Origin of the sequence: Leisingera sp. ANG1 (assembly GCF_000203975.2) — a bacterium.
Taxonomy (GTDB): Bacteria; Pseudomonadota; Alphaproteobacteria; order Rhodobacterales; family Rhodobacteraceae; genus Leisingera.
In genome coordinates, this window is sequence record NZ_AFCF02000008.1 from 737714 (window position 1) to 762621 (window position 24908).

The following is a 24908-nucleotide window of genomic DNA, read 5'->3' on the forward strand; positions in this document are numbered from 1 at the left end:
GCTGAACCAACAGGTTGGTCACGGCCCTGTCAGGTGGAGGCATGGCCTTTCAAGCGGACCGCCAAGGGCATCATCGCGATGACCAGAACCGCCGCGAACAGGAAGGGCGCGCCCGGCAGATAGAGGCCATCCGCATCGACGGAGGCCTGAAACAGAGAGGTCATCGCAAGCGGCGACAGGATTGCAGCCACCGAAGACAGCGACGCAATCACGCCCTGCACCACGCCCTGACGGTCCTCATCTGTCTGGTTGGAAGCCATGGCCGTCATCAGGGCCGGCACCAGGTCCGAAAGGGCAGCAAGCACAAGGAACACCGTCAATCCTGCAATAGATCCTGTGAAGCCAAAGCCGATCATGCCAATCAGGGCAGACGCCATCCCGAGCATCAGGGTGGGGAAATCCCCGAACCACCTGATGAGGTTGGGCAGCAGCCCGCCCTGAACCAGCGCCAGTAGCACGCCGTAGGCTGCCAGTGACAGGCCGATGTAGAGAGTCGGCCAGCCGAACACTTCGCGGGTCCAGAAGGCCCAGATCGTCGGGTAGACCATATTGGCAAACTCGAACATGAAGATGCACAGCAGCGGCACTGCAAGGCCCGGCAGGCGGAAGGCATCGAAGATCGACTTGAAGGGATTAAGGTCGCGCTTGCCGAAGGGGCGGCGCTTGTCCGGTGCCAGGCTTTCGGGCAGCACGAGTATCCCGAACAGTGCGTTGGCCGCCGACAAGCCTGCCGCGATCCAGAACGGCGCCGCGAGGCTGATCTCCGCGGCGAGACCGCCGATTGCCGGACCCAGCACGAAGCCGATCCCGAAAGCCGCGCCGATGAGGCCGAAGTTCGCCGCCTTTTCCTGGGGTGAGGAAATGTCGGCAATATAGGCGGTTGCGGTGATGTAGGTTGCACCGGCGAGCCCCGCGAGCGTGCGCCCGAGCAGCAGCAGCCAGAAGCTGCCGGCAAGCGCCATGATCACATAATCCAGTGCCAGCATGGCAAGCGCAGCAATCAGCACCGGCCTGCGCCCGGCCGAGTCAGAGATGCTGCCGACAACGGGGCCGCACAGAAACAGCGCACCTGAATAGGCGGCCATCAGCAGCCCGCCCCAAAACGCCCCCTGCCCGGTTCCGCCCGCTCCGACCCGGTTCATCAGGTCCGGCATGATCGGGAACACAATGCCGATGCCGATGGCATCAATCATCAGCGTGATCAGAATGAAGGTAATGGCACGGTTCTTGAACATACTGCCCTATCGGACGGGGACCGGGCAAAAGCAAGTCTTGTGAAAGCTGCGGCCAGCGGCCCTGTTGCCGTTGCCGAAACCAGGAGACCAGCCTCAGGGCAGCTCCCCTGCCCGCATCCTGGCCTCAGTTCCGGGCCGGTCGGCCTCGATCTTGTCCAGGAAACCGGTCATGGCGTGGGCGGCGGGGTTGTGGCGACCGCTCCACAGGGCAATCTCGATCAGCACCGGTGCTAGGCCGCGGCCCTTTTCTGTCAGCGCATAAACGTAACTGCGGCCATTGTCCGGATCCTTGGCCTTGGTGACGATGCCCGCCTCTTCCAGCTGCTTCAGCCGCTGCGCCAGGATGTTGGTGGAGATCCCCTCCCACCCTGCCAGCAGCTCGCCATAGGTGCGCGCGCCCTTCACCGCCATGTCGCGGATCACCAGAAGGCTCCAGCGGTCGCCGAAAATGTCCAGCGCATAGGCGACGGGACAGCCGGAGTCGTATTTGCTGCGCGATTGGGTCATACAGCCTGCCTAAAGTTTTCACTTGCAAAGTGCAAGCACTCATGCGAGCCATTAAATCACTTGCAAAACGCAAGCAATCAGGAGTGACCATGAATAAGACACCAACGAACGCGGAATCCCGCGAACGATCGCGGCTGTCCCGCCGCCAGCTGCTGGCCGCCTCAGCGGGCGCGCTGCTACTGCCCTCACTTGCCAAAACACAGGAAACCGCCATGACCCCCAAAGCCTTTGTCTATACCGAAGTTGCCATCTCCGTGCCGTTCGGCCAGGCGCCCTGGCAGCAGATCAACGAGCAGATCCGGCAGCAGCCGGGGTTCCTGAACAAGACCTGGCTGTCGGGCCACGGCAACAACTCGCTGGGCGGTTTCTATGGTTTTGACAGCATTGAAAACGCACGCGAATTCGTAACCGGTTATTTCCCGTCAGAGCCGCGCGTCTTTGGCGTCGCGCATAACACTCGGGTGTTTGATGCAGAGGTGACCGAGGCTGCCAGCCGCGACATGGGCGCGGTGCATTACGGCGGCCCGGCAGCAGCCCCCGGCGCCTTTGTCTATACCGAGCTGCAATTGTCGGTCCCGTTTGAAGACGCGCCCTGGCAGGCCCGCAACAAGGCGCTGAAAATGCTGCCGGGGTTGCAGAACAAGGTCTGGCTGAGCGGACTGCAAACGCAGACGCTGGGCGGCTTCGATGCCTTCGCCACGCTGGATCAGGCGCTGGATTTTGCGGTGAACATGTTCCCGGAAACGGCCGCAGAGCTGGGCTGTGCCTTCTATACACGGGTGTTTGACGCGGCGCTGACGGAGACCGCCAGCCGGGCGATGAATTCACCCTACTACAGCCCGGCCGCCTGACGCCCGGCCGGGTTCACAACAGCCGCCCCTGTCAGAGGTCCTTCTCAGCAAGGCTGCTGCGGATTCGTTCCGCAGCCAGGGCCGCACGTTTACCGGCCAGACCCGTGCCAGCGAGGGAGTCCAGAGCCGCCAAGGCCGGCTCAGCCGCTGCGCCAATACTGCCGAGGGCATTGGCGGCCTCCTTGCGCACAAAGGCGGAGGGGCTGTCCAGAAGCGCGGTCAGCTCCGGCACCGCCGGGGCTGCCGCAGCGCCGAACAAGCCCAGCGCCCGCGCCGCCTGGCGCTGGGTGCTGGCATCGGACAGCGACAGTTCCGCCCTCAGGCTGGCGACTGTTGTGCCCGGCGGCAGCGCCGCCAGCCGCAGCCCGTCTGACAGCCGCCGGTTCAAGTGCTGGCTGGCGCCGGTCCAGCGCAGGATGAAGAAATAGTCCTGCACCGCGGCCGGCAGCGAGGCGGTGCTGCCGCCGCTGTGCCAGCGCTCCACCATTTCACGCGCAGCCCGAAGATCCCCCTGCAACGCCAGCACAGAGGCCGCAACCGGCATCAGCTCGCTGGCATGCGGGTTGCGGTCCAACTCCGCCTGCAGCACGTCGGCGGCCTGCAGCAGATCATCCATTGCAAAAAGGGCTGCCGCCTCGAACAGCGCGTAGTGGCTGGGATGCTTGGGATCAAGCCGCATGGCGGCGCGGACAAAGGCCAGCCCCTGTTCCGGCTCGCCCGCGGCAATCAGCGCCCAGCCCATTGTCAGATGAGCCTCAGGATCGCTGGGCTGGAGGGCAATCGCTTTGGCCGCTTCCTGCCGGGCCTCGATGGTGCCGCGGCTGCCGCCATAGACCCCCTCCCAGTCCGGCAGGTTCAAGAGCACCATCGCCCGGATCACGTGCCGGAGCGGCGTGTCGTGCCGGACAGCTTCGCGCAGGTGTTTGTAGAACTGGCCGATGTGCGTCTGGCCGGTGGCCGGGGTGTAGCCCCGCCAGTGGTGCAGGATATGCGGGCGCAGATGCGCCATTGCCAGGACAGCCCAGGCGCGGCCATAGCCCGGATCCAGCACCACCGCCTGTTCGAAATGCGGGATTGCGGCCAGATTGTCCTGCTCGTTGAACCGCGCGTACAGTTCCCAGCCCTGCTGGAAGGCTTTGCGCGCGGCGATAGTGGCGGTGTCCTGCTGTTCGATGCCGCTGCGCTCTTCAGCGTCCAAGGACAGGCCAAGCGCCTGGGCGATGGCCAGAGCGATGCGGTCCTGGAGCGCGAAGACATCCTCCAGCGGGCCATCGAACCGCTCTGCCCAGACCAGCTGGCCGCTGGCCGTGTCGGTCAGACGCACAGTGGCCCGGAACGCCGCGCCGGTGCGGCGCAGACTGCCGTCGACCACATAGCGCACGCCCAGCTCCTCGGCGAACTGGGCGGGACTGATCTGCTGATCCTGATAGGCAAAGGAGCTGTTGCCGGAGATCACGAACAGGCCGGAAATCCGCGACAGGTCGGTGATCAGGTCTTCAGAAAAACCATCCGCCAGCATCGCGTTGCCGCTGTCACCGGTGGTGTCGGCAAGCGGCAGCACCGCAATGGAGGGCAGATCCGGCAGCGGGAAGGCCATCCGCGCCGCCACCGCCTGGTCCGGGTTGGGCTGCCAGGGTGCAATCCACAATACCGCCACTGCTGCAGCGGCGGCGAGAAGGCCGGCCCAGGCGGCCAGCCGGGAGCGCAGGGCCTTGGACCCGGATGCCGGCCGCGGCGCCTGCCCGGCCTTTTGGACCCGGTAAGCCTCCACCGGCTCCGGTATATTCTTGACCTTTTGCGGGCCCATCGGGATGTAGTCCGCAGCGATGCTTTTGCGGGCATAGCTGACCGCGGCCTGCGAGGCGGTGATGCCACCCGGCTCTGCCAGGGCTTCCAGCCGGGCCGCCACATTGACGCCGTCGCCCAGGATGTCCCCGCCGTTGGAGATGACGTCGCCCACGTTGAGGCCGATGCGCAACAGGATGGCGCGGTCCGCTGCCACCCCGGCATTGCGGGCCTGCAGCCTGTCCTGGATGCTGAGAGCCGCGCGCAGGGCATCAACAGCGCTGCGGAACTCGATCAGGAAACTGTCGCCCGCGGTATTTGCGATGCGGCCGCCGTGCTGCTCTGTCAGCGGCTCGACCACCTCGCTGCGGATGGCGCGAAGGGCGGCAACCGTGCCTTCTTCATCCGCGGCGGTCAGCCGGGAATAGCCCGCCACATCAGCAGCCAGGATCGCTGCCAGGCGGCGATTTGAAGGGCTTTTCATAGGCTTGGAGTGTACCAGTTCACCCGCAGCCTGGGAACCGGTTTCACAGACCGGCTTAGCTTGCCAGCAGCCGCAGGCCCTGGGTGACGTCGGAGCGCACCGCCAGCCGCAGGCCAGGCTCATCCCCCGCCTTGAGTGCGGCGATGATCAGACGGTGGTTCTGCGGCGGATCGGTGCGGCGCAACCGGCCATAGAGAGCACGCATCGTGGGCCCCAGCTGCAGCCAGACGGTTTCCGCCATCGCAAGCATCGCGGGCGCCTGGGCGCGCAGGTAGAGTGTGCGGTGAAACTCCAGATTGGTGCGGATGTAACCGACCGCATCGCGTTTCGAGACCATCTCAGCGACGTTGGAATTGATCGTCTGCAGCCGGTCGATCAGCGCCATGTGCGCGCGCGGCAGGGCGCGGCTGGCCAGTTCCACCTCCAGCAATGCGCGCAGGGCAGCCAGTTCCTCGATCCGTTCGTTTGTCAGCTCCGGCGTCGTCACCCTGCCTGAGGAAGACAGAAACAGTGCACCCTCGGCAGCCAGGCGTCGCACCGCTTCGCGGGCGGGTGTCATCGAAACGCCGAATTCACCGCCGATTCCGCGCAGGGTCAGCGCGGCGCCGGGGGTGATCTCGCCATGCATGATGCGAGTGCGCAGGGCGCGGTAAACACGGTCATGAGCGGGCGCTGAGGCGGCTTCCTGGGCGGGGCGGACAGTCTGGTTCATACCATTCATGTGATCACAAATCCCGCTGCGGTCAACCGCGCAAATTGCGCGCGTCAGGGGCGGCCCGCAAGTCCGGCCAGGCTGAGACCGGTGCGCAGCGCCCGCCGCGGGGCCGCGGCAGAATAGGGAAAGGCTGCTGCCGCCTGATCCAGCGTCAGCGGCGCGCCTTTGAGCCCGGCGCAGGCGGCGGCGGCCTCGTCAAAACTGCCCAGTGCAGCCAGGCTGGCGCAGAGCAGCACCCGCGCCTGCTGCGCCGCAGGCTCCAGCGCCAGGGCCTCGGCCGCCGCCGCTGCGGCTTCCGCGTCCTGCCCGGCCGCAAGGTGCATCGAGGACTGCAGTGTCAGGGCCATTGGCTGCGGCAGCGGATCCAGTTGGCGGACAAGGCCGAGAACTTTTTGAGCGCCGCTCCCTTGTCCGGTCAGATGAAGCAGCCAGGCACGCAGCAGCTGACCTTGAGCGTCGTTGGGGTAGGCCTCAGCCGATTGTTCGGCCAGCCGCAAGGCTGCGTCGGGTTCACCGGCAAACTGCGCCGCCAGCGCCCGCAGTTGCAGGACGCCAGCCTGTGGCGGCAATCCGGCCGCGATCTGCGCCGCCTCTGCCGCGCGCTGCGGCAGTGCGGCCACCGGGCCGGTCAGCATATCGAGGTGCCAAAGCGCCGCCAGCGCCTGTGCCTCCGGCCAGTCCGGAGCCATCTGCAGCGCCCGGCGCAGGGCCAGCTCCGCCCCGCTGCGGCTGCCTTGCTCCCTCAGGCTGCGGGCAGCCAGCAGCTGCACCACCGCGTCGTCAGGCACTTCCGGGCGGACAGGCTCCGGCAAGGGTTTTCCGAAGTAACGGACAATGTTTGCCGCAAGCTGCGGGGCCAGTGGCGCCGCAGCTGCCAGCCGCTGCGGCGGCAGAATGCTGAGCGGTTTTGCCCCGGCCTCGCCGCCGCTGCCAGCCGCTGCCTGCAGGATCTCTAATCGCACCCCGTCATGGAGGGTGCCGGGCAAATGGCCCGTGACCACGAAATCCGCCCCCAAGAGCGCCGCAGCCTCGCCCGGCAGCAGACCTGCAGCGGCACGGCTGCTGGACGGCGCAATAATGCGGACATCGCTGGCGGCAGCCAGGCTGCGGGTCACGTCCTGCGACAGCATCCGCGCGGTTTCCGGCTGCAACGTCTCGGCTGTGAAAGGCAGCACCGCAATCACCGGGCGGCCCTCAAATGCCGCGGCAGCGGGCTGACCGGGCACGGGTGCGGCGCTGCCCTGGCGGCCCGCTTGCTGCCAGCCCCAGATCCCGGCCACAGCTGTGGCCGCCCCCAGGCAGCCTGCCAGCAGCAGCACCGCGGGGCGCATGCCGGCGCGCTGCGCAGGCGCGGGCGGCCTGGGCGGCTGGGTGCTGCGGCGCAAGGACGGCAGCGAGGTCAGTTCTTCTCCAAGGACAAAGACCTGCACCGGATCGGGAATATTCTTAACCTCATGCAGTCCGAAATCCTCGAAGTCGTAGGGAATGCGGTTGCGGACTTGGTCATAGGCGGCGGCCGACAGCGCCACCCCGCCGGGCTGCGCCAGGCTTTCGAGCCGGGCAGCGATGTTCACCTCGTCGCCGAAAACGTCGCCCTGGGCGATTAGCACCTCGCCCAGATTGATGCCGATGCGCAGCTGCAGATGCCGGGTGCGCGCCGCATCCGACTGGATCTGCGCTGCGGCCTCCACAGCCGAGATCACGCTGGGAAACAGCGCCAGCACCCCGTCGCCCATCAGCTTGACGATGCGGCCGCCATGGCTGCGGATGGCGGGCGCAATCAATGTCTGCTGCTGTGCCAGCACCTGGTTCAGGGTGCCGGCCTCGTCCTGGGCCATCATCCGGCTGAAGCCGGAGACATCCAGCATGAAGATGGCGGCAAGGCGTCTTTGCGGCTTGTCTGACACGGGACACGGGCCTTTTGACCGGGAACTGGCAACTGCAACTGGTGTCAGCTTAGCCCGCGCGCCCGCCGGCTCAAAGCCCTGATTCTATTCGCCGAAACGGAAGCGGTGCAGGCTGGCGCCGTTTTCGCGCAGCCAGGCGCGAGGTTCCTGCCAGCGGCCGTGGATGCGCTCCACCGTGTCCCAGAAGGCCTGCGAGTGGTTCATTTCCGCCAGATGCGCCACCTCATGGGCGGCGACATAGCGCAGCACCGCGGGCGGTGCCAGGATCAGCCGCCAGGAGTACATCAGCCCGCCATCCGCAGTGCAGGACCCCCAACGCGAGCGGGTGTCGCGCAGAGTCAGGCGGCTGTAGCCCCTGCCCAGCCGGGCAGCGTAGAAATCGGAAGCCTCGGCCAGCCGGTTGCGCGCTAGTTCCTTGAGGTACCGCTGCAAGGGCCGGCCCGGATTGGATCCCGGCACTGCGATGCGGCCGGCATCCAGCTGGATGCGGCGGCCTGGTGCGGGCTTGATTACCCGGTCCTGTCCGTCGATGGGCAGCACCGCGCCAAAGACCGCATCCACCGCGTCAGGGTGCTTTTCCAGGTTGGCACGGATCCAGTCGGCTTTTTCCTCCGCAAAGGCCAGCGCGGTGCGCTCCGGCAGCCCCTTAGGCAGGGTCAGCGTCACCCGCCCGTCCAGCGAGGAAATCCGCAGGCTGATCCGCCGCGCCCGAGCAGAACGGCGCAGAGTCAGCGGCACTGGCGGGTTCCCGGAGAGATGATAGTCGGCCATGCGCGCGCCCTTTCCAGGCTTTGGCTTTGACAGTGCCCCCCTCATATGGCAAGGCACCGGAATCGTCGATACGACTCACCAGTAAATCAAGGGGATCCACATGCCCAAGGAAGAATGGGGTGTAAAGCGCGTCTGCCCCACCACTGGCAAGCGCTTTTATGACCTGAACAAGGACCCGATCGTCAGCCCCTACACGGGCGAGGTCGTCGAGCTGGATACCGGCAAGTCCCGGATGATCGAAGCAGATGCCGAAGATGCGGCCACCCTGAAGGCCAAAGAAAACATGGACGCGGATGACGTGGTCCTGGATGATGACGAAGACGTCGATGTCGATCTGGGCGATGATGTCCTGGACGACGACGATGATGATGACAACGTCTCGCTGGACGACATCGCCGACATGTCGTCGCCGGACGACGATTCCTAAGGCGTTTCAAGCGGTTCGGGGGCGCGGTCTGCTGCCCCCGGACCGTCCGCTTTGACCGGCGGCAAAAATTTTCGGACCCGGCGCATTTTTCCGCTTGCAGCCCGCGCCGCCGTCCCGTAAACGACGCTCACACCGCAAGACGGACCGCACCGGAGACGGAACGGACACTGAAAGCGGACAGGTTTGGGGCCTTAGCTCAGCTGGGAGAGCGCCTGCATGGCATGCAGGAGGTCAGCGGTTCGATCCCGCTAGGCTCCACCAAATCTTCCCTTTTGATCACCTGCGAAGACCAGCCTTTGCATCTTCGCCGCGCTGCAATCCGCAGCTCCGGACGCGTGGCAAAAGCCCCTTTGCCCCCTTGTGCTGGCCGCCCCGCGAGGCTGCCGGGCCACATTCCCATCAGGCTTGCAGCCGCCAGCCGTCTCCCTCTGACAGCGCAGCCTCATCCCAGGCCGGTTCCGCCGCAGCCGTATTGGTGCGGAAGGCGCCAAGGGCGCCAGCCATGGCCTGGGCCTCTTTCGAGAGCCCTTGGCTGGAGGATGTGACTTCTTCAAACAGCCCTGCATTACGGGTGGTGGCATCGTCGAGATTGGCCATCGCCGAGTTGATCTCCTGCAGGCTTCCGGACTGTTCCGAGGAGGCCTGGGAGATTGTTTTCATAAGGTCGGCAGCACTGGCGACGGATTCCGAGATTTCACCGATGGCGGCGCGGGTCTGCTCGACCAGGTCAGCACCCAGTTCGACATTCTGGCTGGCCTCATCGACAAGGGCGGCGATTTCGGTCGCAGCCTCCTTGGACCGGTGTGCCAGGGTGCGGACCTCGGAGGCGACAACGGCAAACCCCTTGCCGACGGAGCCTGCGCGGGCGGCCTCAACGCCGGCATTCAGCGCCAGCAGGTTGGTCTGCTGGGCAATCGCTTCGATCATGCCGATGATGCGGGAGATCTTTTCGGAGCTTTCCTTGATCGCCTCCATGGCGCCATAGGTGCGCTTCACCACATCAATGCTGCCGGTCGCGTTGCGGCGGGCCGCTTCGACAGAAGCGGAGGCCTCACCCGAAGCCTGAGCGGTGCCGGCGATCGACACCGACAGCTGGTTCACCGCGGCAGCGGTGCCCGCCAGGGTTTGCGCGGTGCGCTCAGACCGTTCCGACAAGTCGTGGGAGGCGGCAGAAATTTCGGTACTGACACCGGCAATGGACTGACCGTTGGCGCTGAGGCTGCGCACTGAAGCTTCGAGCTTTTCCAGTGCGGCGTTGAAGTCGTCGCGCAGCTTGGCGTAGCCCTCGCCCATCTCCTCGCGGATCCGGAAGGTCAGGTCGCCTTGCGACAGCCGCTCCAGCCCGTTGCCGATTGCCGTTACGGCAACGGTCTGTTCCGCCAGACGGGCATTGCGCTCCTCATTGGACGCGGCTTCGACCTCAGCCTTTTCCACCAGACCGTCACGGAACACCGCAAGAGCCATGGCAATGCGGCGGATTTCATCACTTGACCGCTCGTACCCCTTCACCGGGCGCAGGTTGCCTGCCGCCAGGCGCTCTGTCGTGCCGCTGATGTCCGCCAATGGGCGCAGGATCAGGATCCGGGTCAGGATCAAAGCGGCCACAAACACTCCGGCGGAGACTGCAGCCAGGACCTGCAATTGGTGCTGCGCCCCCGTTACATCGGCTGCAAGACCATTTGCAATTGCGGCGATCTCAAGCTGGCTTTCATTGCCCAGCGCGGTTGCACGGCGGGCAAATTGCAGAACCGCCTCGACCGTGGCCTCCGAAGCTGCGTCCGCTTCCGCCGCGGCCTCCAGCGAGGCGACTTTGAATGCCGGCAGCCCCTGGGACGGGTCGGCCAGCGCAACCATTCCTTCCAGCTCTGTTGCAAAAACGCCGCCGCCGAATCCGGTATAGCCTTGCAGCGCCGCAGCTGCCTCCTGCAGCGGGACAGCGGCAGCATTGGCGGCTTCGATACTATGCGCGGCCGCCATATCCAGCGCCGCGACCTGGAAGGCGCTGGTCCAGCCGTTGATCTCCAGCAGGCGCAAAAGCACATCAACCTGATTGTCCAGCAGCCCCTGAATGGCAGTGCGGTTGTCAGCGCTGGCCTGAGTGGCGGCGACCGACAGGGTGAACACCATCCGCTCCATCGCCTGGGTCAGCGGCCGGACGCTGGCATTCCGGGCGCTCAGCACCTGTTTGCGGCTTTCCTTCAATTCCTTGCGGCTGGCTGTCAGAGTGTAGCGGAACAGTTCAACCCCCTCCGTCACCTTTTTGGCGCGGAACGCATCGAGGCCCAGCTCTTCAAGTCGACCCAGTACAGGTTCCAGCCGTTTCAGGGCATCAGTCGCCATCTTCTTGAGCGCGCGCTTGGTTGGCACATCGCGGACATGGCCCAGCGCCAGCGCAGCACCGGACAGAATGCTGATGTCAGCACGCGCTTCCAGCAGGGTCTGCAAGCTGCCGAACTGCTGGTCCACCAGATTGTTCAGGACCTCGTCGACCTGGATAATGGTCTCCTCGCCGCCATCCATCAGGCTGTCGCGCGCCTCAGCCGCCACTTGAACCAGTTTTTCCTGCACCCCCTGGCTGAGGGTCTGAAGGTCAGCAGTCTGCGTGTCGATCCAGGCCTGATTACGGAACGCTGCCTGGCGCGCAGCAAGCAGGTTGCTGAGCCGCTCCGAGGACGCTGCCGCTTCAGGGGCGAATTGAGCCTGCTCTTCTGCAGGAAGCTCCGCAACACTGCCCTCAAGGGTGGAAACCGCGGCAGCGGCGGCCTCCTCTGCTGCAGCCAGCTCCTCCACCGAGGCGGCCTGCAGCACGCCAATCATCGCATTCTTGGCCTGGCTTGCAGCATTAACCATGCGGCTGCTGAGTTCCAGTTGCGGTACTTTCTCGCCAGTCAGGACCTCCATCTGGCGACCGGTCTGGGCAAACACCAGGGTGACAAGAACACCGCCGACTGCCGCCGTCGCGCCCATTGCCATCAGGATCAGCGTGATCTTAGCACCGATGCTGGAAAACAGCCGGAACCTGCGTTTCGCCGGGAGGTCTTTCTTCGAACTCATTCTATCACCCAAGTCTTCAGCCCGCACCCCGGGCAATTCTAGCGGCGCTGACCCCGCTGAAGTGCAGGGGCCTGCATTTCCCTAAAGAAGGGCCGCAAGACGTAAAGAAAGGGTGAGAATGCGGCGGATATTACCGCGTATTTTAACGACCCGCTTGCGCAGGCCGCCAACATTCGCGCAGCCGCCGCCTCCGGCCAGGGCAGCTCTGGAACGGTTAATCCGGAACGCCGGCCTGCCGCAGGGCGCTGGCCCATTCCTGGCCAGCCGGGCTCATGGCAGCCGGGTTATCGCGCTGGAATTGCGACAGGCAGAATTCCGGCGCTGCCTCCAGCAGCTTTTGGACGGTGCTGCGCGCCTCCGCGTCCTGGCCCGACATCTGCAGCGCAATCGCCTTGGACCGCAACGGCACCGGGAAGGCCTGCTTGGCCTCAAGCGAGCGGTCCGCCAGTTCGATGGCGCGGCCGTAATTGCGCGCCGACAGGTTTGCCAGTGCCGACAACGCATCGAAATAGTAGCATTGCGGCCCCAGCGGCGTCAGGCGCCGGGCGGCATCGGTCATCTGCACGGCTTCGTCCGCCATATCCTGATAGGCCAGCGTTGCGCCCTTGAGCAGCAGCGCCAGCGCCTCGTTCGGGTTATCGCGCAGCGCGAGATCATAGGCGTCCAGGGCTTGATCGAAGCGGAAGGTCAGGTGGCTGGAAATCAACCCCTTGAGAGTATGGGCCAAGGAAAACCCCGGCGCGGCCTCAGTCGCGGCATCAGCCATCTGGCAAGCCAGCCGGCTGTCTTCCTCGCGGTTGCGGGACAGCCCGCGTTCGACCCGCATCACATGCCAGAATCCCATCCAGGTCAGCGGCAGCGCGTGGCCAGGCTCACGCTCCAGCAAATGCGACAGGATACCGTAGGCCTGCTGGAATTTCTGCACATCCATTTCCTGCATCAAGGATATGGCGGCCATCAGCAGGGTGTGGCTTTCCAACCCCGCCAGCGGCTTGAAATCGGCCAGCCGCACCGCCTCGCCCGCGGCGGTCTGGCCGATCTGCAAGGTGGCGTTGCGCAGTACAGAGCTGCGGCCCTCCATCAGATTGTCCAGCGAGCCTTCGAACCTGCGTGACCAGATCACCTTTTCCCGCACCGCATCATGCAGGTCGATTTCGGCATGGAAACGGCCCCTGCTGCAAGTGACTGCGCCCGACACCAGATAGTCTGCGCCAGCCACCGAGGAAACCTCCGCCGGGCGCACGGTTGCCGGGTCGAACTGGCGGGAGGCCAAATAGGAGGTGACCGAGAATGCCCAGCTGCGCGACAGGTAGCGCGACAGTTCTTCTGAGATCAGCGAGCCGAGCGGTGCGGTTGCTTCCCCCGGGGACCGGTGCACAAAGGGCAGTACTGCAATGGAAGGCAGCAGCCCATCCAGGATCACCCGGCCCGGCGACGTGCCCCCTTGGGCAGCCGGAACCGCGGGCCTGCGGGAAAGCTCTGTCCGGGCCTCATCCAGCCAGGTATTGAACACAGCTTCATGCGGCAGCTCGAAGCCTTCCATGAAGTCTGCCCCGCCCGCGCGGCTGTCCAGCTCCACCCGGGTCAGGTCCAGAATGACCCGCTCCCGGTTGGCATAGAGCAGCCTGGCCGCCTCCGGGCCAAGGTGCCGCCGCAGCGTCGACAGGGCCGTGCGCAAACTGGCCTTGGCCTGCTCCGGCTGCGCCAGGCACCACAATGTCTTCTCCAGAAAGGCCCTGGTGCGGATACCGCCCTCAGCAGTGGACAGCAAAGCCATCAAAGCCTGATGCTTGGCGCCAAGCTGCACGCCCGCCCCGTCCGCATGGAAAACACCAAAAGCTCCGAACCGGCGAATTTTCAGAAGAACAGTCATCTGCCACCCCACTCCACGCGTGATACATTCAATATTAAAGTACCGTTATGGTGCACACCTTTAGGTTGTTTTGCAATTACTGATTGCATTATCCGGAAAATTCACCTTCAGCAGCCTGCCAGAAGAGAGAAGGCGAGCTGTATAATGTATTTAAATTCAGTGGTATAAAGTAAGGAAAGTTGCGACATAAATGACGCGCAGAAACAGCCCTGCACCGCTGCCCCAGACTCAAGAGATGGGTAAATGCTCGCAAAAGGTGCATTTAATGCTATAAAAAGCAACCGCTCACATTGGCAATTGCAGGCTACCCCAGTCCCCGTTCCTTACAAGTGCTGCGCAAGGCATTGCAGAACCGCGCCGCAGCGGGTGACAGCTGGTGCTCCAGACGGGCACACAGGCCGACCGGCCCAAGGGTGGTGCTGGTGTCAAACGGCAAAGCCGTCATCGTGCCCGCGTCAAGGTCCGGCCGCACCACGCCCTGGCTTATGATCCAGATGGCCTGATGTGCCAGCACAAAGCGCCGCCCGAAACTGGACGAAACGGTTTCAACCGGGAACCGGGGCATCGCCAGCCCTTGCTCCAGAAACATCCGTTCCACCAGCGGCCGGATCACCGCCCCTTCTGACGGCATCAGCACCGGATAGTCCTCAAAGGCAGAAGGCAGCAGGCGGCCGGCACTGGCCAGCGGGTGGTCCCGGGCCACAACTGCGGCCACACGCTCGCGGTAAAGCGGATCGAAACCGATCCCAGCCATGGTCTCCGGCGCCGGCATCCGCCCAACCACCACATCCAGCCTGCCCCGGCGCAGCTGGTCGATCAGATAGCGGTTGTCCCCGGACACCACCACGAACCGGCCCGGTGCGCCGCTGCTGCGCAGCTCTGCCAGCGTGTCCGGAACCAGATCTGCCGCCACCGTGGGCAGAGCGCCGATGGCAACCAGCGGCCCATCGGCTTCATCCAGGCCGCGCAGCAGCGCCACACCGTCGCGGGCCAGCGCCAGGCTGCGGCCTGCATGATCACGGAACAGCTCGCCATAGCTGCTGAGCCGGATGCCGCGGCCATGTTTCTCCACCAGAGGCTTGCCGCAGACCGCTTCCAGCTCTCGCAGAGCCCGGGTGACAGCGGGCTGGGACATCCCCAGCGCCTCCGCCGCCTGGGTGACGCTCATCTTGCGGGCGACTTCGACGAAGACCTCCAGATGGCGCAGCTTCAAGGATGACGATAGACGCATATCACACAGGTTATTTGTTTATGCCTTTTTGAAGATTATACAGATCACTTGCGGTATGCGATACTCCTGAGCAAAGGGAGACTGGAATGATGCAAGACCGTTACGACCGCGGTATGCAGGTGCGGCGCAGGGTTCTGGGCGACGCCCATGTGGACCGCGCGGAGGCCGCCAAGACCGCGCTGGACCAGCCGTTTCAGGAGCTGATTACCGAAGGCGCCTGGGGCACAGTCTGGGCCTCGGACAGGATCAGCCTGCGGGAACGCTCAATGCTAACGCTGGCGCTGCTGGCGGCGACTGGCAACTTTGACGAAATCCCGATGCACATTCGCGCCACCACCCGCACCGGCGCCAGCCGGGAGGATGTGCTGGAGGCCTTCCAACATGTGGCGATCTATGCCGGGGTGCCGCGGGCCAACCGCGCGCTGAAACTGGCCAAACAGACCTATGCCGAAATGGAGAGCGAGGGAGAGGACACCGCATGACCAAGCCGCCGCAGCCCGGGGAGTTCTACCAGAGGGACCGCCACTGGCACCCCCCTGCCCTGTCGCAGGATTACAAGACCTCGGTCACCCGCTCGCCGAAGTTCCCCCTGATCAGCCTGGAAAACACCGCCAGCGAGATCACCGGGCCGGTGTTCGGCCATAACGACATCAATGCCGCCGACAATGACCTGCTGTCGAATTTTGCCCAGCCCGGCCAGAGCCCGATCGGCGAACGCATCATCGTGCACGGCCGGGTGCTGGATGAAAACGCGCGCCCGGTGCCGAATACGCTGGTGGAAATCTGGCAGGCCAATGCCTCCGGCCGATACCGGCACAAGAAGGATACCTACCTTGGCGCGCTGGACCCGAATTTCGGCGGCTGCGGCCGGACGCTGACGGATGAGAACGGCTGCTACCACTTCCGCACCGTGAAGCCCGGCGCTTATCCTTGGCGCAACTGGGTGAACGACTGGCGGCCGGCGCATATCCATGTCTCGGTCTTTGGCACCGGGTTTGCGCAGCGGCTGATCACCCAGTTGTATTTTGAAGGCGACCCGCTGATTGCGCGCTGCCCGATCGTGAACACCATCCCGGACCCGGAGGCCGTTGATATGCTGATTGCGCGCCTCGACATGAACGCCACCATTCCGCTGGACACTATCGCCTACAAGTTCGACATCGTGCTGCGCGGGCGGCGGTCCACCCTGTTTGAGAACCGGCTGGAGGGGAACTGATGCGCCAAAAGCTGGACTATCTGAAGGAAACCCCCTCGCAGACCGCTGGCCCCTATGTCCATATCGGCCTGGCCCCCGGCACGGCGGGGTTTGAGATCTACGGTCAGGAGCTTGGCTGGGACATTGCCGGACCCAACGCCAAGGGCGAGCGCATCCGGGTGGAGGGCGTGGTGACCGACGGCACCGGCTCGCCGGTCAAGGACGTGCTGCTGGAGGCCTGGCAGGCCAATGCGGACGGCCTCTATGCCCATCCGGAACACACAGGCGAGGTGGAGGACGGTTTTCGCGGCTGGGGCCGGGTGATCACCGATTTCGAAACCGGCGAATGGGGATTTGACACGGTGAAGCCCGGGCCGGTGACGGGCAGCAACGGGCAGATGATGGCGCCCCATATCAACCTGTGGATCGTGGCGCGCGGCATCAACGTCGGGCTGAACACGCGGATCTACTTTGAGGATGAGGCCGCGGCCAACACTGCCGACCCGGTGCTGAATGTGATAGAGTGGGAGCGCCGCCGCGCCACCCTGATCGCCAGGCGCGCGCTGCGGGACGGTCTGGCCGTCTACCGGTTCGACATCCGCCTGCAGGGCGAAGATGAAACTGTGTTTTTCGACATCTGAAGGGGAAATCCATGAGCAAACCCTGCATCATCTGCGTTGCCATTACCGGCTCAGTCCCGACCAAGGAAAACAACCCGGCGGTGCCGGTCACCATCGCGGAACAGATCGAAAGCACGCATGAGGCGTTTGAGGCTGGGGCCTCAATCGCCCATTGCCATGTGCGGAACGACGACCAGACTCCGACCTCGGACCCGGAAAGGTTCGCGCGGCTGATGGAAGATCTGCAGAAACACTGCCCCGGCATGATCATCCAGCTGTCAACCGGCGGCCGCTCCGGCGCGGGCCACGAACGCGGCGGCATGCTGCCGCTGCGCCCGGACATGGCGTCGCTGTCGGTGGGGTCCAACAATTTCCCCACCAGGGTCTATGAGAACTCCCCCGATCTGGTGGACTGGCTGGCATCGGAGATGCGCACTTACGGCGTGAAGCCGGAGATCGAGGCCTTTGACCTGTCGCATATCCACCAGGCGGTGAAGATGAACCGCGAGGGACGCATTCCCGGCACGCTTTATGTGCAGTTCGTGATGGGGGTGAAGAACGCGATGCCGGTCGACAAGGATGTGTTCGACTACTACGTCAAGACCATGCAGCGGCTGGCGCCCGAGGCCCAGTGGTGCGGCGCCGGTGTCGGGCCGGGGCAGATCCTGGTCAACGAATGGTCGATCGCCGCGGGCGGCCATACCCGCACTGGGCTGGAGGACAACATGCGGCTGGACCGCGAAACGCTGGCGCCCTCCAACGCCGCGCTGGTGAAACGGGCGGCAGAGCTGTGTGAAAAATACGAGCGCCCTGTTGCCACCTGGCAGCAGGCCCGCGAGATCCTGGAGCTGCGCCCCGGCTGAGACTGCCTGCTTCGGGCCACGAGACCCGAAGCCTTGACCTTATCCGCCAGGCTGCTCGGCCGGGCAACCGTAGGCGCGGGAGCCCTTGCTCCCCGCGGGTCATCCTTCGCCGGACAAGTCCTTGAGGATCGGGCAGTCCGGGCGGCTGTCGCCTGCACAGCAGTTGACCAGCTCGCCCAGCGTGTCATGCATCGCCTGCAAATCTGCGATCTTTTCCTCGATCTTGGCCAGATGTTCCTGCGCCAGCTGTTTCACATCAGCGCTGGCGCGGCTTTCGTCTTCGTAAAGCGCCATCAGGGTGCGGCAGTCCTCGATGGTGAAGCCCAGCGCCCGGGCGCGGCCTAGAAAGGCCAGCTTGTGCAGGTCGGTCTCGGCAAAGCAGCGGTAGCCGTTGGCGCTGCGGTGCGGCTTGATCAGGCCGATGTCCTCGTAATAGCGGATCGTCTTGGCCGGAAGCCCTGAGCGGCTGGATACATCCCCGATATTCATGCGCGCGCCTCCTGTTTGGTGTCCGCCTTGGGTGCCGGTGCGGCCTGATCCTCATCTATGGCCGGTTTCAGGCGGCGCAAGCGCAGCGCGTTCGACAGCACAAAAACACTCGACAGCGCCATGGCGCCTGCCGCCAGCGCAGGCGACAGCAGCGGCCCGCCGAAGGGGTAGAGCAGGCCCGCCGCCACCGGGATCAGCAGCACGTTATAGCCGAAGGCCCAGCCCAGGTTCTGGCGGATGTTGCGCATGGTGGCGCGGCTGACGGTCAGCGCGTTGACCACGCCGCGCAGATCGCCGGAGACCAGCACCACATCCGCCGCCTCGATCGCCACGTCGGTGCCGGTGCCGATGGCGATGCCCGCATCTGCTGCTGCCAGCGCCGGAGCGTCATTGATGCCATCGCCGACGAAGGCCAGCGTGCCGTGTTCCGCCTGCAGTTCCTGCAGCGCCTTTACCTTGTCCGCAGGCAGGCATTCGGCCTTCACCGCGTCAATGCCCAGCCGCCTGGCAATCGCCTGCGCCGTCGCGGCCGCATCGCCGGTGATCATGGCCACCTTCAGCCCCTGCTCGTGGAACGCCTTGATCGCTGCCGGGGTGCCTGGCTTGATCGGGTCCGCCACCGCAATCACCGCCGCAAGCCGGCCGTCAACGGCAGCATAGAGCGGGGTTTCGCCACGCTCAGCCAATCTCTCGCCTTCCGCTTGCAGCGCGCCAAAGGCAATGCCTTCACGCGCCATCAGACGGGCGGCACCGGCCAGCACCACGCGGCCTTCGACCTCTGCCCGCAGGCCGTAGCCCGGGATAGCCTCAAAACCTGATGCCTTGGGCAGCCCCTTGCCCGCCGCGGCCGTAATGGCGCGGGCAATCGGGTGTTCGGACTGTGCTTCAGCAGCGCCAGTCAGGCGCAGCACCTCCTCTCGGGTGCAGCCCTCGGCGCAGATCAATTCGGTCAGCGCCGGACGGCCCTCGGTCAATGTGCCTGTCTTGTCGAGCGCCACCACCTTGACTTCCTGCAGCCGCTGCAGCGCGTCACCCTTGCGGAACAGCACCCCCATCTGGGCGGCGCGGCCGATGCCAACCATGATCGAAGTCGGCGTTGCCAGCCCCATGGCGCAGGGGCAGGCGATGATCAGCACAGAGACACCCGCCACCAAGGCCAGCGGCAGCGACGGCGCCGGGCCGAACACGGACCAGGCCAGCACGGTGAGCGCCGCCACCGCAATGACGGCAGGCACGAACCACAGGGTGATCCGGTCAACCAGCCCCTGCACCGGCAGCTTGGCGCCCTGCGCCTGCTCCACCATGCGGATGATCTGCGCCAGCACAGTGTCGCGCCCCACCCGTGTCGCGCGGAACTCCAGCGCGCTGTTGCCGTTGATGGTGCCCGCCGTGACCTCATCGCCGCGGGACTTGGCTACCGGCACCGGCTCGCCCGAAATCATGCTCTCGTCGATATAGGAGCTGCCCGAGACAATCTCGCCATCCACCGCAATCCGTTCACCTGGACGGACCCGGATCAGATCCCCTGCCCCGATCTCCTCCACCGGGGTTTCCACGGCATCACCGCCCGCAACCACCATGGCGGTCTTCGGTTGCAGCCCAGCCAGCTTGCGGATCGCCGCGCCGGTGCGCCCCTTGGCGCGCGCTTCCAGGAAGCGGCCCGTGAGGATCAGCACCACGATGACCGCCGCGGCCTCGTAATAGACATTGGCGGTGCCTGCGGGCAGCAGCCGGGGTGCGAAGGTGGAAATCACCGAGAAGCCGTATGCCGCGGCAGTGCCCAAAGCCACCAGCGCGTTCATGTCGGGTGCGCCCCGGAAAAGCGCCGGGAAACCCTTGGCGTAAAACTGCCGTCCCGGCCCCGCCAGCACCAGGGTGGTCAGGGCGAATTGCAGCAAGTAACTGTTCTGCATGCCGATATTTGCCGCCACCCAGTGATGCAGCGCCGGAACCATATGGCCGCCCATCTCGATCAGGAACACCGGCAGGGTCAGCAGCGCGGCGATCAGCATCTGGTGGCCCAGTGCGGAAATTTCATCCGCCTTGCGCTGGCTGGCCTGTTCCGCCTCATCCTCCACCGCACCGCTGAGACGGGCCGGATAGCCGGCCTCCGTCACCTTGCGGGCCAGATCCGCAGCGCGGGCGGCACCGGTCAGATAGCGGATCTGCGCGGTCTCGTTTGCCAGGTTGACGCTGGCCGACAGCACCCCCGGCACCGCCAGCAGCGCCTTTTCCACGCGACCCACGCAGGAAGCACAGTTCATGCCGCTGATCACCAATACAGCCTGCGATTCCGCGGCCGGATAGCCGGCATCGGTCAGGGCGCCGGTCAAATCCGTCAGCGCCACATCCTGGGCGGCCTCCACTTGGCCGGTGGCGTTGGCCAGATTGACGGAAGCCGACCGAACCCCGTCCACTGCCGCCAGCGCGCGTTCAGCCCGGCCTGCGCAGCCTGCACAGCTGAGGCCGGTGATATGCAAGGAAATTTGGGTCGTGTCTGACATCGAAAGTCCGCCGGAATCTGTTCCTTTGACAGTGGATATGAGGGTTCCAGTCAGGGGAAGGTCAAGGGGTGGCAGCATAATTCCTTCCCAAAACTGGAAGCCTGCAGGCAAACTGCTGGAAACCGGGGATTTTTCATTGCGCCTGGATGGCGCGGACCGCGGCTCAGCTGTCGCTTTCGGGGCAAAGCCCAGGGTGCCTCCCCTGTTAGGGTGCCGAGGCAATGCTTGCGCGTGCCGGTTCGCAAATGTAACGCTGGGTCATTCCGGCCCGCGGCGCAGCCGCCGGCACCGCATTCACCCCGGACCCGCCTGTCGGCGGCCCGGTCCCGAAGAAAAGAACGAAGGACCAGTCACATGATCAAGACCCGCGCTGCCGTTGCGGTTGCCCCCGGCAAACCGCTGGAAATCATGGAAGTGAACCTGGAAGGCCCCAAGGCGGGTGAGGTTCTGGTGGAAATCAAGGCAACCGGCCTGTGCCACACCGACGAATTCACCCGCTCCGGCGACGACCCGGAAGGCATCTTCCCGGCGATCCTGGGCCATGAGGGCGCAGGCATCGTGATTGAGGTCGGCGAAGGCGTGACCAGCCTGAAGCCGGGCGACCACGTGATCCCGCTCTACACCCCGGAGTGCCGTGAGTGCGAGTACTGCCTCAACCCCAAGACCAACCTGTGCCAGGCGATCCGCTCGACCCAAGGCCAGGGCCTGCTGCCCGATGGCAGCACCCGGTTCTCGATGCTGGACGGCACCCCGATCCACCACTACATGGGCTGCTCGACCTTCGCCAACCACACCGTGGTGCCGGAAATCGCGCTGGCGAAAATCCGTGAGGACGCGCCGTTCGACAAGGTCTGCTACATCGGTTGCGGCGTCACCACCGGCATTGGTGCTGTGATCAACACCGCCAAGGTGGAAATCGGCTCCCGCGCGGTGGTCTTTGGCCTCGGCGGTATCGGCCTCAACGTGATCCAGGGCCTGCGGATGGCCGGTGCCGACCAGATCGTCGGTGTCGACCTGAACCCGGGCAAAGTGGAGATGGCTGAGAAATTCGGCATGACCGATTTCGTGAACCCAGCGGAGGTCGAGGGCGACCTGGTGGCGCATCTGGTGGAACTGACCGGCGGCGGCGCGGATTATACCTTTGACGCAACCGGCAACGTCAACGTGATGCGTACCGCGCTGGAATGCGCGCACAAGGGCTGGGGTGAATCAATCATCATCGGTGTTGCGCCTGCGGGGGCCGAGATTTCCACCCGCCCGTTCCAGTTGGTCACCGGCCGCAGCTGGCGCGGCACCGCCTTTGGCGGTGCGTCGGGCCGCACCGATGTGCCGAAGATCGTTGACTGGTACATGGACGGCAAGATCGAAATTGACCCGATGATCACCCACAAGCTGACGCTGGACCAGATCAACGAGGGCTTCGAGCTGATGCATGAAGGCAAGTCGATCCGCGCGGTAGTGGAATTCTGATCCCGGGATTCATGTGAAACACCAAAACGCAGGCCCGAGGGCCTGCGTTTTCTTTTGGCATCGCGGGTCCTGCCGTCAGCTTTCCGTGGTGGCCTCCACCGCATCGAGTCTGACGCCATAGCCCCAGAGCCGGCGCAAGTGCTTCAGTACTTCCTCCTGGTCGTCCTCATCCAGATGGATGCCATCGCGCACGTTGTGGGTCAGCTTCAGTTCCCGGTCGCCGCGCAGATCAGCGTCTGTCACCTGGATATCCGGCTCCAGATAGGCGAGGTCATACTGTTTCGCCAAATCGCGCCGGATGGCCTTGTATCCGGCCCGGTTGTGGATCTGGCTGACCACCAGATTGGGCAGCTCCGCGTCATTCGTAAGCGTGAACAGCTTGAACTTGCGGATCAGGTTGGGCGACAGGAACTGCTGGATGAAGCTTTCATCCCGGTAATTCGCCCAGGCATCCCGCAGCACCCCGCGCCAGTCCGGGTTGCCGGCAAAGTCCGGAAACCACTCGCGATCCTCGTCAGTCGGATCCTGGCAGATGCGGCGGATGTCCTGCATCATCGCAAAGCCCAGCGCATAAGGGTTGATGCCGGAATAACGCGGATCGTCATATTCAGGCTGCATCACCACATTGGTATGGCTGTGCAGCATTTCCATATAGGCTCCTTGCGTGATCTGACCCTGCTCATGGAGCTTGTTGATGATGTAGTAATGCACGAAGGTTGCACAGCCCTCGTTCATGACCTTGGTCTGTTTCTGCGGATACAGATACTGCGCCAGCATCCGCACGATACGCAGGATCTCGCATTGCCAGGGTTCCAGAACCGGGCTGTGTTTCTCCAGGAAATACAGGATGTTCTCCTGCGGCAGGTTCATCATCTTGCGGCGCGCGCTGAAGTCGGCATCCTCGATCAGTTCCAGCTTGTCCCGGCCAAGGGTTGAGTCGGTCCAGATATCAAGCACGCTCTGGCCGCTTTCATACCCTTCGCGCACTTTCTGCATCGCCACCAGTTCCTCGTTGGTGGGCTTGGGCGGGCGGCCGTAGCGGAACACCCCCTGAGACTGCATCGCATGGGCGGCGTCCAGCACCTCTTCCACCGCCATCGGGCCATAGCGTTCCTCGCAGGCGGCGATGTAGTTCTTGGCGAACGCCAGGTAGTCATGGATGCCGGCCGCATCGGTCCATTGCTGGAACAAGTAGTTGTTCTTGAAGAAATGGTTATGCCCGAAAGCTGCATGCGCCATCACCAGCGTCTGCATCGCCATGGTATTTTCTTCCATGTTATAGCTGATGCAGGGGTTGGAGTTGATGACGATCTCATAGGCCAGGCCCTGGCGACCGGTGCGGTAGAGCGCCTCGTCGCGGGCGAAGTGTTTTCCGAAAGACCAGTGCTGGTACATCAGCGGCAGGCCGACGCAGGAATAGGCGTCCAGCATCTGCTCCGCAGAGATGATCTCGATCTGATTGGGATAGACGTCCAGCCCGAGGTCTTCGAGCGCGATCTTTTCGATCGCGTCGCGCGCCTTTTCCATCAGTTCGAAGGTCCATTCCGGCCCGTCAAACAGCGGCTCGCACGCCTTTTCAGCTGCCCGCATACTGCATCCCTTTCACCTTGGGGAGGAAGAATTCCCGGAAAATCGGATAGATGTGGCCGGGCTGCGAAACCCGCTGCATCTCGAAATGCTGCGCCTGCGCCTTCACCTCGCGGTAGTTCTGCCACAGGTCTTCGCCTGCTTCGGGGTTGTTCAGCAGCATCTCCGCCGCCTCGTCTACAATTTCCACATAGGCGTAGAACTGGCTGACCGGCAGCAGATCATTCAGCAGCAGATTCTTGCAGCGCACTGAATCATTGCCGAAGTTTTCGCCGTCCGAGGCCTGGGCGCCGTAGATGTTCCACTCGTCCGGCGGATAGCGTTCCTCGATGATCTCCTTCATCTTTTCCAGCGCGGTCGACACGATGGTGCCGCCGGTTTCGCGCGCATAGAAGAAGGTTTCCTCATCCACTTCCTGGGCGTGGTGGGTATGGCGCACGAACACCAGCTCGGTGTGTTCATAGCAGCGCTCCAGGAACAGGTGCAGCAGCAGGAAGAAGCGTTTCGCCAGATCCTTCTCGCGTTCCTGCATGGAGCCGGAGACATCCATCAGACAGAACACCACGGCACGGGAGTTGCGGATTTTTTCCGGCACAAAGGTGTCATAGCGCAGGTCCAGCGGGTCGATGTATCCGACCACCTTGCGCTTGCGAATGATACCTTCCAGCCGCATTTTCAGCGTCGCCAGGAATTCCTCCTGCGGCGGGGTGCGCTCATCCAGCGCTTCCAGCTCAGCGATCTGCTCCTCAAGCTCACGCTGGGATTTGGTGGTGGGTCGCTGCAAAGCAATGCGGCGGCCCAGCGAGTTGCGCATGGTGCGCACCAAGTTCAGGTTGTTCGGGGTGCCCGCTGTTGTCAGACCAGCCCGGCGGGTGCCGATAGTTTCGGTTTCCACCGTGGCCTTTTCCACGAGGTCCGGCAGTTCCAGCCCCTCAAACAGAATTTCCAGGTATTCTTCCTGGGTCAGGGTGAAGGAAAACTCGTCCTCACCATCCCCGTCCTCCGATGCCTGGCGGCCGCCCTGTCCGGCACCGCCCTGCGGCCGCTTGATGGTGTCGCCGACAACAAAATCCTTGTTGCCGGGCAGCACATGGCGGCGCATGCCGCCCTTGGAGGAATGGAAGAACCGCGGCTCCTTCAGCCCCCGTGTGGGAATGGTGACCTTTTCGCCTTCGTCCGGGACACCGCTTCCGCTTTGGATCGACTTCCCCCGGACCGACTGATCGACGCGCTCCTTAATATTCTCCCGGGCCCGCCGCAGGAACCGTTGGCGGTTCCCGAGGCTCTTGCCCTTTGGATTGGCGCGCCTGTCGATGAAATGATGCATGTTGCACAGCGCT

General features: G+C 64.3%; 20 protein-coding genes and 1 tRNA gene. 8 read left to right on the top strand and 13 right to left on the bottom strand.

What is annotated here, in order from left to right:
• Window positions 1-29: 29 nt before the first annotated feature.
• Window positions 30-1235 (bottom strand): tetracycline resistance MFS efflux pump, encoded by a 1206-nt coding sequence (locus GC1_RS16160; protein ID WP_019294957.1) that lies wholly within the window; start codon window positions 1233-1235, stop codon window positions 30-32.
• A gap of 93 nt (window positions 1236-1328) precedes the next feature.
• The gene (locus tag GC1_RS16165) at window positions 1329-1742 is read right to left on the bottom strand and encodes a winged helix-turn-helix transcriptional regulator (protein WP_019294956.1); all 414 of its coding nucleotides are present in this window, start codon (window positions 1740-1742) and stop codon (window positions 1329-1331) included.
• Between the two features lie 89 nt (window positions 1743-1831).
• Between GC1_RS16165 and GC1_RS16170 the strand changes: the two genes are divergently transcribed.
• Complete coding sequence (locus GC1_RS16170) at window positions 1832-2593, top strand: YdhR family protein (RefSeq protein ID WP_019294955.1); 762 nt, start codon at window positions 1832-1834, stop codon at window positions 2591-2593.
• 31 nt (window positions 2594-2624) lie between these two features.
• On the opposite strand, the gene GC1_RS16175 is transcribed toward GC1_RS16170, so the two are convergent.
• The 4 genes from GC1_RS16175 to GC1_RS16190 all read right to left on the bottom strand — a co-directional run bounded on the left by GC1_RS16175 (window position 2625) and on the right by GC1_RS16190 (window position 8255).
• Window positions 2625-4862 (bottom strand): tetratricopeptide repeat protein, encoded by a 2238-nt coding sequence (locus tag GC1_RS16175; protein ID WP_019294954.1) that lies wholly within the window; start codon window positions 4860-4862, stop codon window positions 2625-2627.
• Between the two features lie 55 nt (window positions 4863-4917).
• Window positions 4918-5574: a GntR family transcriptional regulator gene (locus GC1_RS16180; RefSeq protein ID WP_019294953.1), complete on the bottom strand. Its 657-nt coding sequence runs from the start codon at window positions 5572-5574 to the stop codon at window positions 4918-4920.
• A gap of 53 nt (window positions 5575-5627) precedes the next feature.
• Entirely contained in the window at window positions 5628-7484 is a 1857-nt protein-coding gene (locus GC1_RS16185) for an adenylate/guanylate cyclase domain-containing protein (protein ID WP_019294952.1), read from the bottom strand.
• A gap of 84 nt (window positions 7485-7568) precedes the next feature.
• Window positions 7569-8255, bottom strand: coding sequence for a M48 family metallopeptidase (locus tag GC1_RS16190; protein WP_019294951.1), 687 nt, complete (start codon window positions 8253-8255; stop codon window positions 7569-7571).
• A 100-nt stretch (window positions 8256-8355) separates the two neighbouring features.
• Here GC1_RS16190 and GC1_RS16195 point away from each other — a divergent pair, with 100 nt between their 5' ends.
• Window positions 8356-8682, top strand: coding sequence for a TIGR02300 family protein (locus tag GC1_RS16195; protein WP_019294950.1), 327 nt, complete (start codon window positions 8356-8358; stop codon window positions 8680-8682).
• Between the two features lie 185 nt (window positions 8683-8867).
• A tRNA-Ala gene (locus GC1_RS16200) sits at window positions 8868-8943 on the top strand.
• Between the two features lie 138 nt (window positions 8944-9081).
• On the opposite strand, the gene GC1_RS16205 is transcribed toward GC1_RS16200, so the two are convergent.
• The 3 genes from GC1_RS16205 to pcaQ all read right to left on the bottom strand — a co-directional run bounded on the left by GC1_RS16205 (window position 9082) and on the right by pcaQ (window position 14840).
• Window positions 9082-11736, bottom strand: a complete 2655-nt coding sequence (locus GC1_RS16205) for a methyl-accepting chemotaxis protein (protein WP_019294949.1) — start codon at window positions 11734-11736, stop codon at window positions 9082-9084.
• 214 nt (window positions 11737-11950) lie between these two features.
• Entirely contained in the window at window positions 11951-13609 is a 1659-nt protein-coding gene (locus tag GC1_RS16210; RefSeq protein WP_019294948.1) for a transcriptional regulator, read from the bottom strand.
• A 304-nt stretch (window positions 13610-13913) separates the two neighbouring features.
• The gene (gene pcaQ, locus GC1_RS16215; protein ID WP_019294947.1) at window positions 13914-14840 is read right to left on the bottom strand and encodes a pca operon transcription factor PcaQ; all 927 of its coding nucleotides are present in this window, start codon (window positions 14838-14840) and stop codon (window positions 13914-13916) included.
• Between the two features lie 86 nt (window positions 14841-14926).
• On the opposite strand from pcaQ, the gene pcaC reads away from it, so the two are divergent.
• Genes pcaC through GC1_RS16235 form a run of 4 tightly spaced genes read left to right on the top strand, consistent with a single transcriptional unit; the run spans window position 14927 to window position 17518 of the window.
• Window positions 14927-15322: a 4-carboxymuconolactone decarboxylase gene (pcaC, locus tag GC1_RS16220; RefSeq protein ID WP_019294946.1), complete on the top strand. Its 396-nt coding sequence runs from the start codon at window positions 14927-14929 to the stop codon at window positions 15320-15322.
• A complete protein-coding gene (pcaH, locus tag GC1_RS16225) occupies window positions 15319-16056 on the top strand; it encodes a protocatechuate 3,4-dioxygenase subunit beta (RefSeq protein WP_019294945.1) in 738 nt (245 codons plus the stop codon). Before pcaC ends, pcaH begins: the two co-directional genes overlap by 4 nt.
• Window positions 16056-16676 carry a protocatechuate 3,4-dioxygenase subunit alpha gene (gene pcaG, locus GC1_RS16230; protein ID WP_019294944.1) on the top strand — a complete coding sequence of 207 codons (621 nt, stop codon included), beginning with the start codon at window positions 16056-16058 and terminating at the stop codon, window positions 16674-16676. The genes pcaH and pcaG overlap by 1 nt, the downstream gene beginning before the upstream one ends.
• Window positions 16677-16687: 11 nt before the next feature.
• Window positions 16688-17518, top strand: coding sequence for a 3-keto-5-aminohexanoate cleavage protein (locus tag GC1_RS16235; protein ID WP_019294943.1), 831 nt, complete (start codon window positions 16688-16690; stop codon window positions 17516-17518).
• A 99-nt stretch (window positions 17519-17617) separates the two neighbouring features.
• Here the strand turns inward: GC1_RS16235 and cueR are convergent, their stop codons facing one another.
• On the bottom strand, window positions 17618-18007 hold the full coding sequence (gene cueR / locus GC1_RS16240; protein ID WP_019294942.1) for a Cu(I)-responsive transcriptional regulator: 390 nt from the start codon (window positions 18005-18007) through the stop codon (window positions 17618-17620).
• Complete coding sequence (locus tag GC1_RS16245; RefSeq protein ID WP_019294941.1) at window positions 18004-20511, bottom strand: heavy metal translocating P-type ATPase; 2508 nt, start codon at window positions 20509-20511, stop codon at window positions 18004-18006. Before GC1_RS16245 ends, cueR begins: the two co-directional genes overlap by 4 nt.
• A gap of 357 nt (window positions 20512-20868) precedes the next feature.
• Here GC1_RS16245 and GC1_RS16250 point away from each other — a divergent pair, with 357 nt between their 5' ends.
• Window positions 20869-21981 carry an S-(hydroxymethyl)glutathione dehydrogenase/class III alcohol dehydrogenase gene (locus GC1_RS16250; protein ID WP_029204687.1) on the top strand — a complete coding sequence of 371 codons (1113 nt, stop codon included), beginning with the start codon at window positions 20869-20871 and terminating at the stop codon, window positions 21979-21981.
• Between the two features lie 75 nt (window positions 21982-22056).
• Here the strand turns inward: GC1_RS16250 and GC1_RS16255 are convergent, their stop codons facing one another.
• Together GC1_RS16255 and GC1_RS16260 are read right to left on the bottom strand one after the other, a co-directional pair.
• On the bottom strand, window positions 22057-23571 hold the full coding sequence (locus GC1_RS16255; protein WP_019294939.1) for a SpoVR family protein: 1515 nt from the start codon (window positions 23569-23571) through the stop codon (window positions 22057-22059).
• Window positions 23558-24895, bottom strand: coding sequence for a YeaH/YhbH family protein (locus GC1_RS16260; protein ID WP_019294938.1), 1338 nt, complete (start codon window positions 24893-24895; stop codon window positions 23558-23560). Before GC1_RS16260 ends, GC1_RS16255 begins: the two co-directional genes overlap by 14 nt.
• Window positions 24896-24908: the final 13 nt, after the last annotated feature.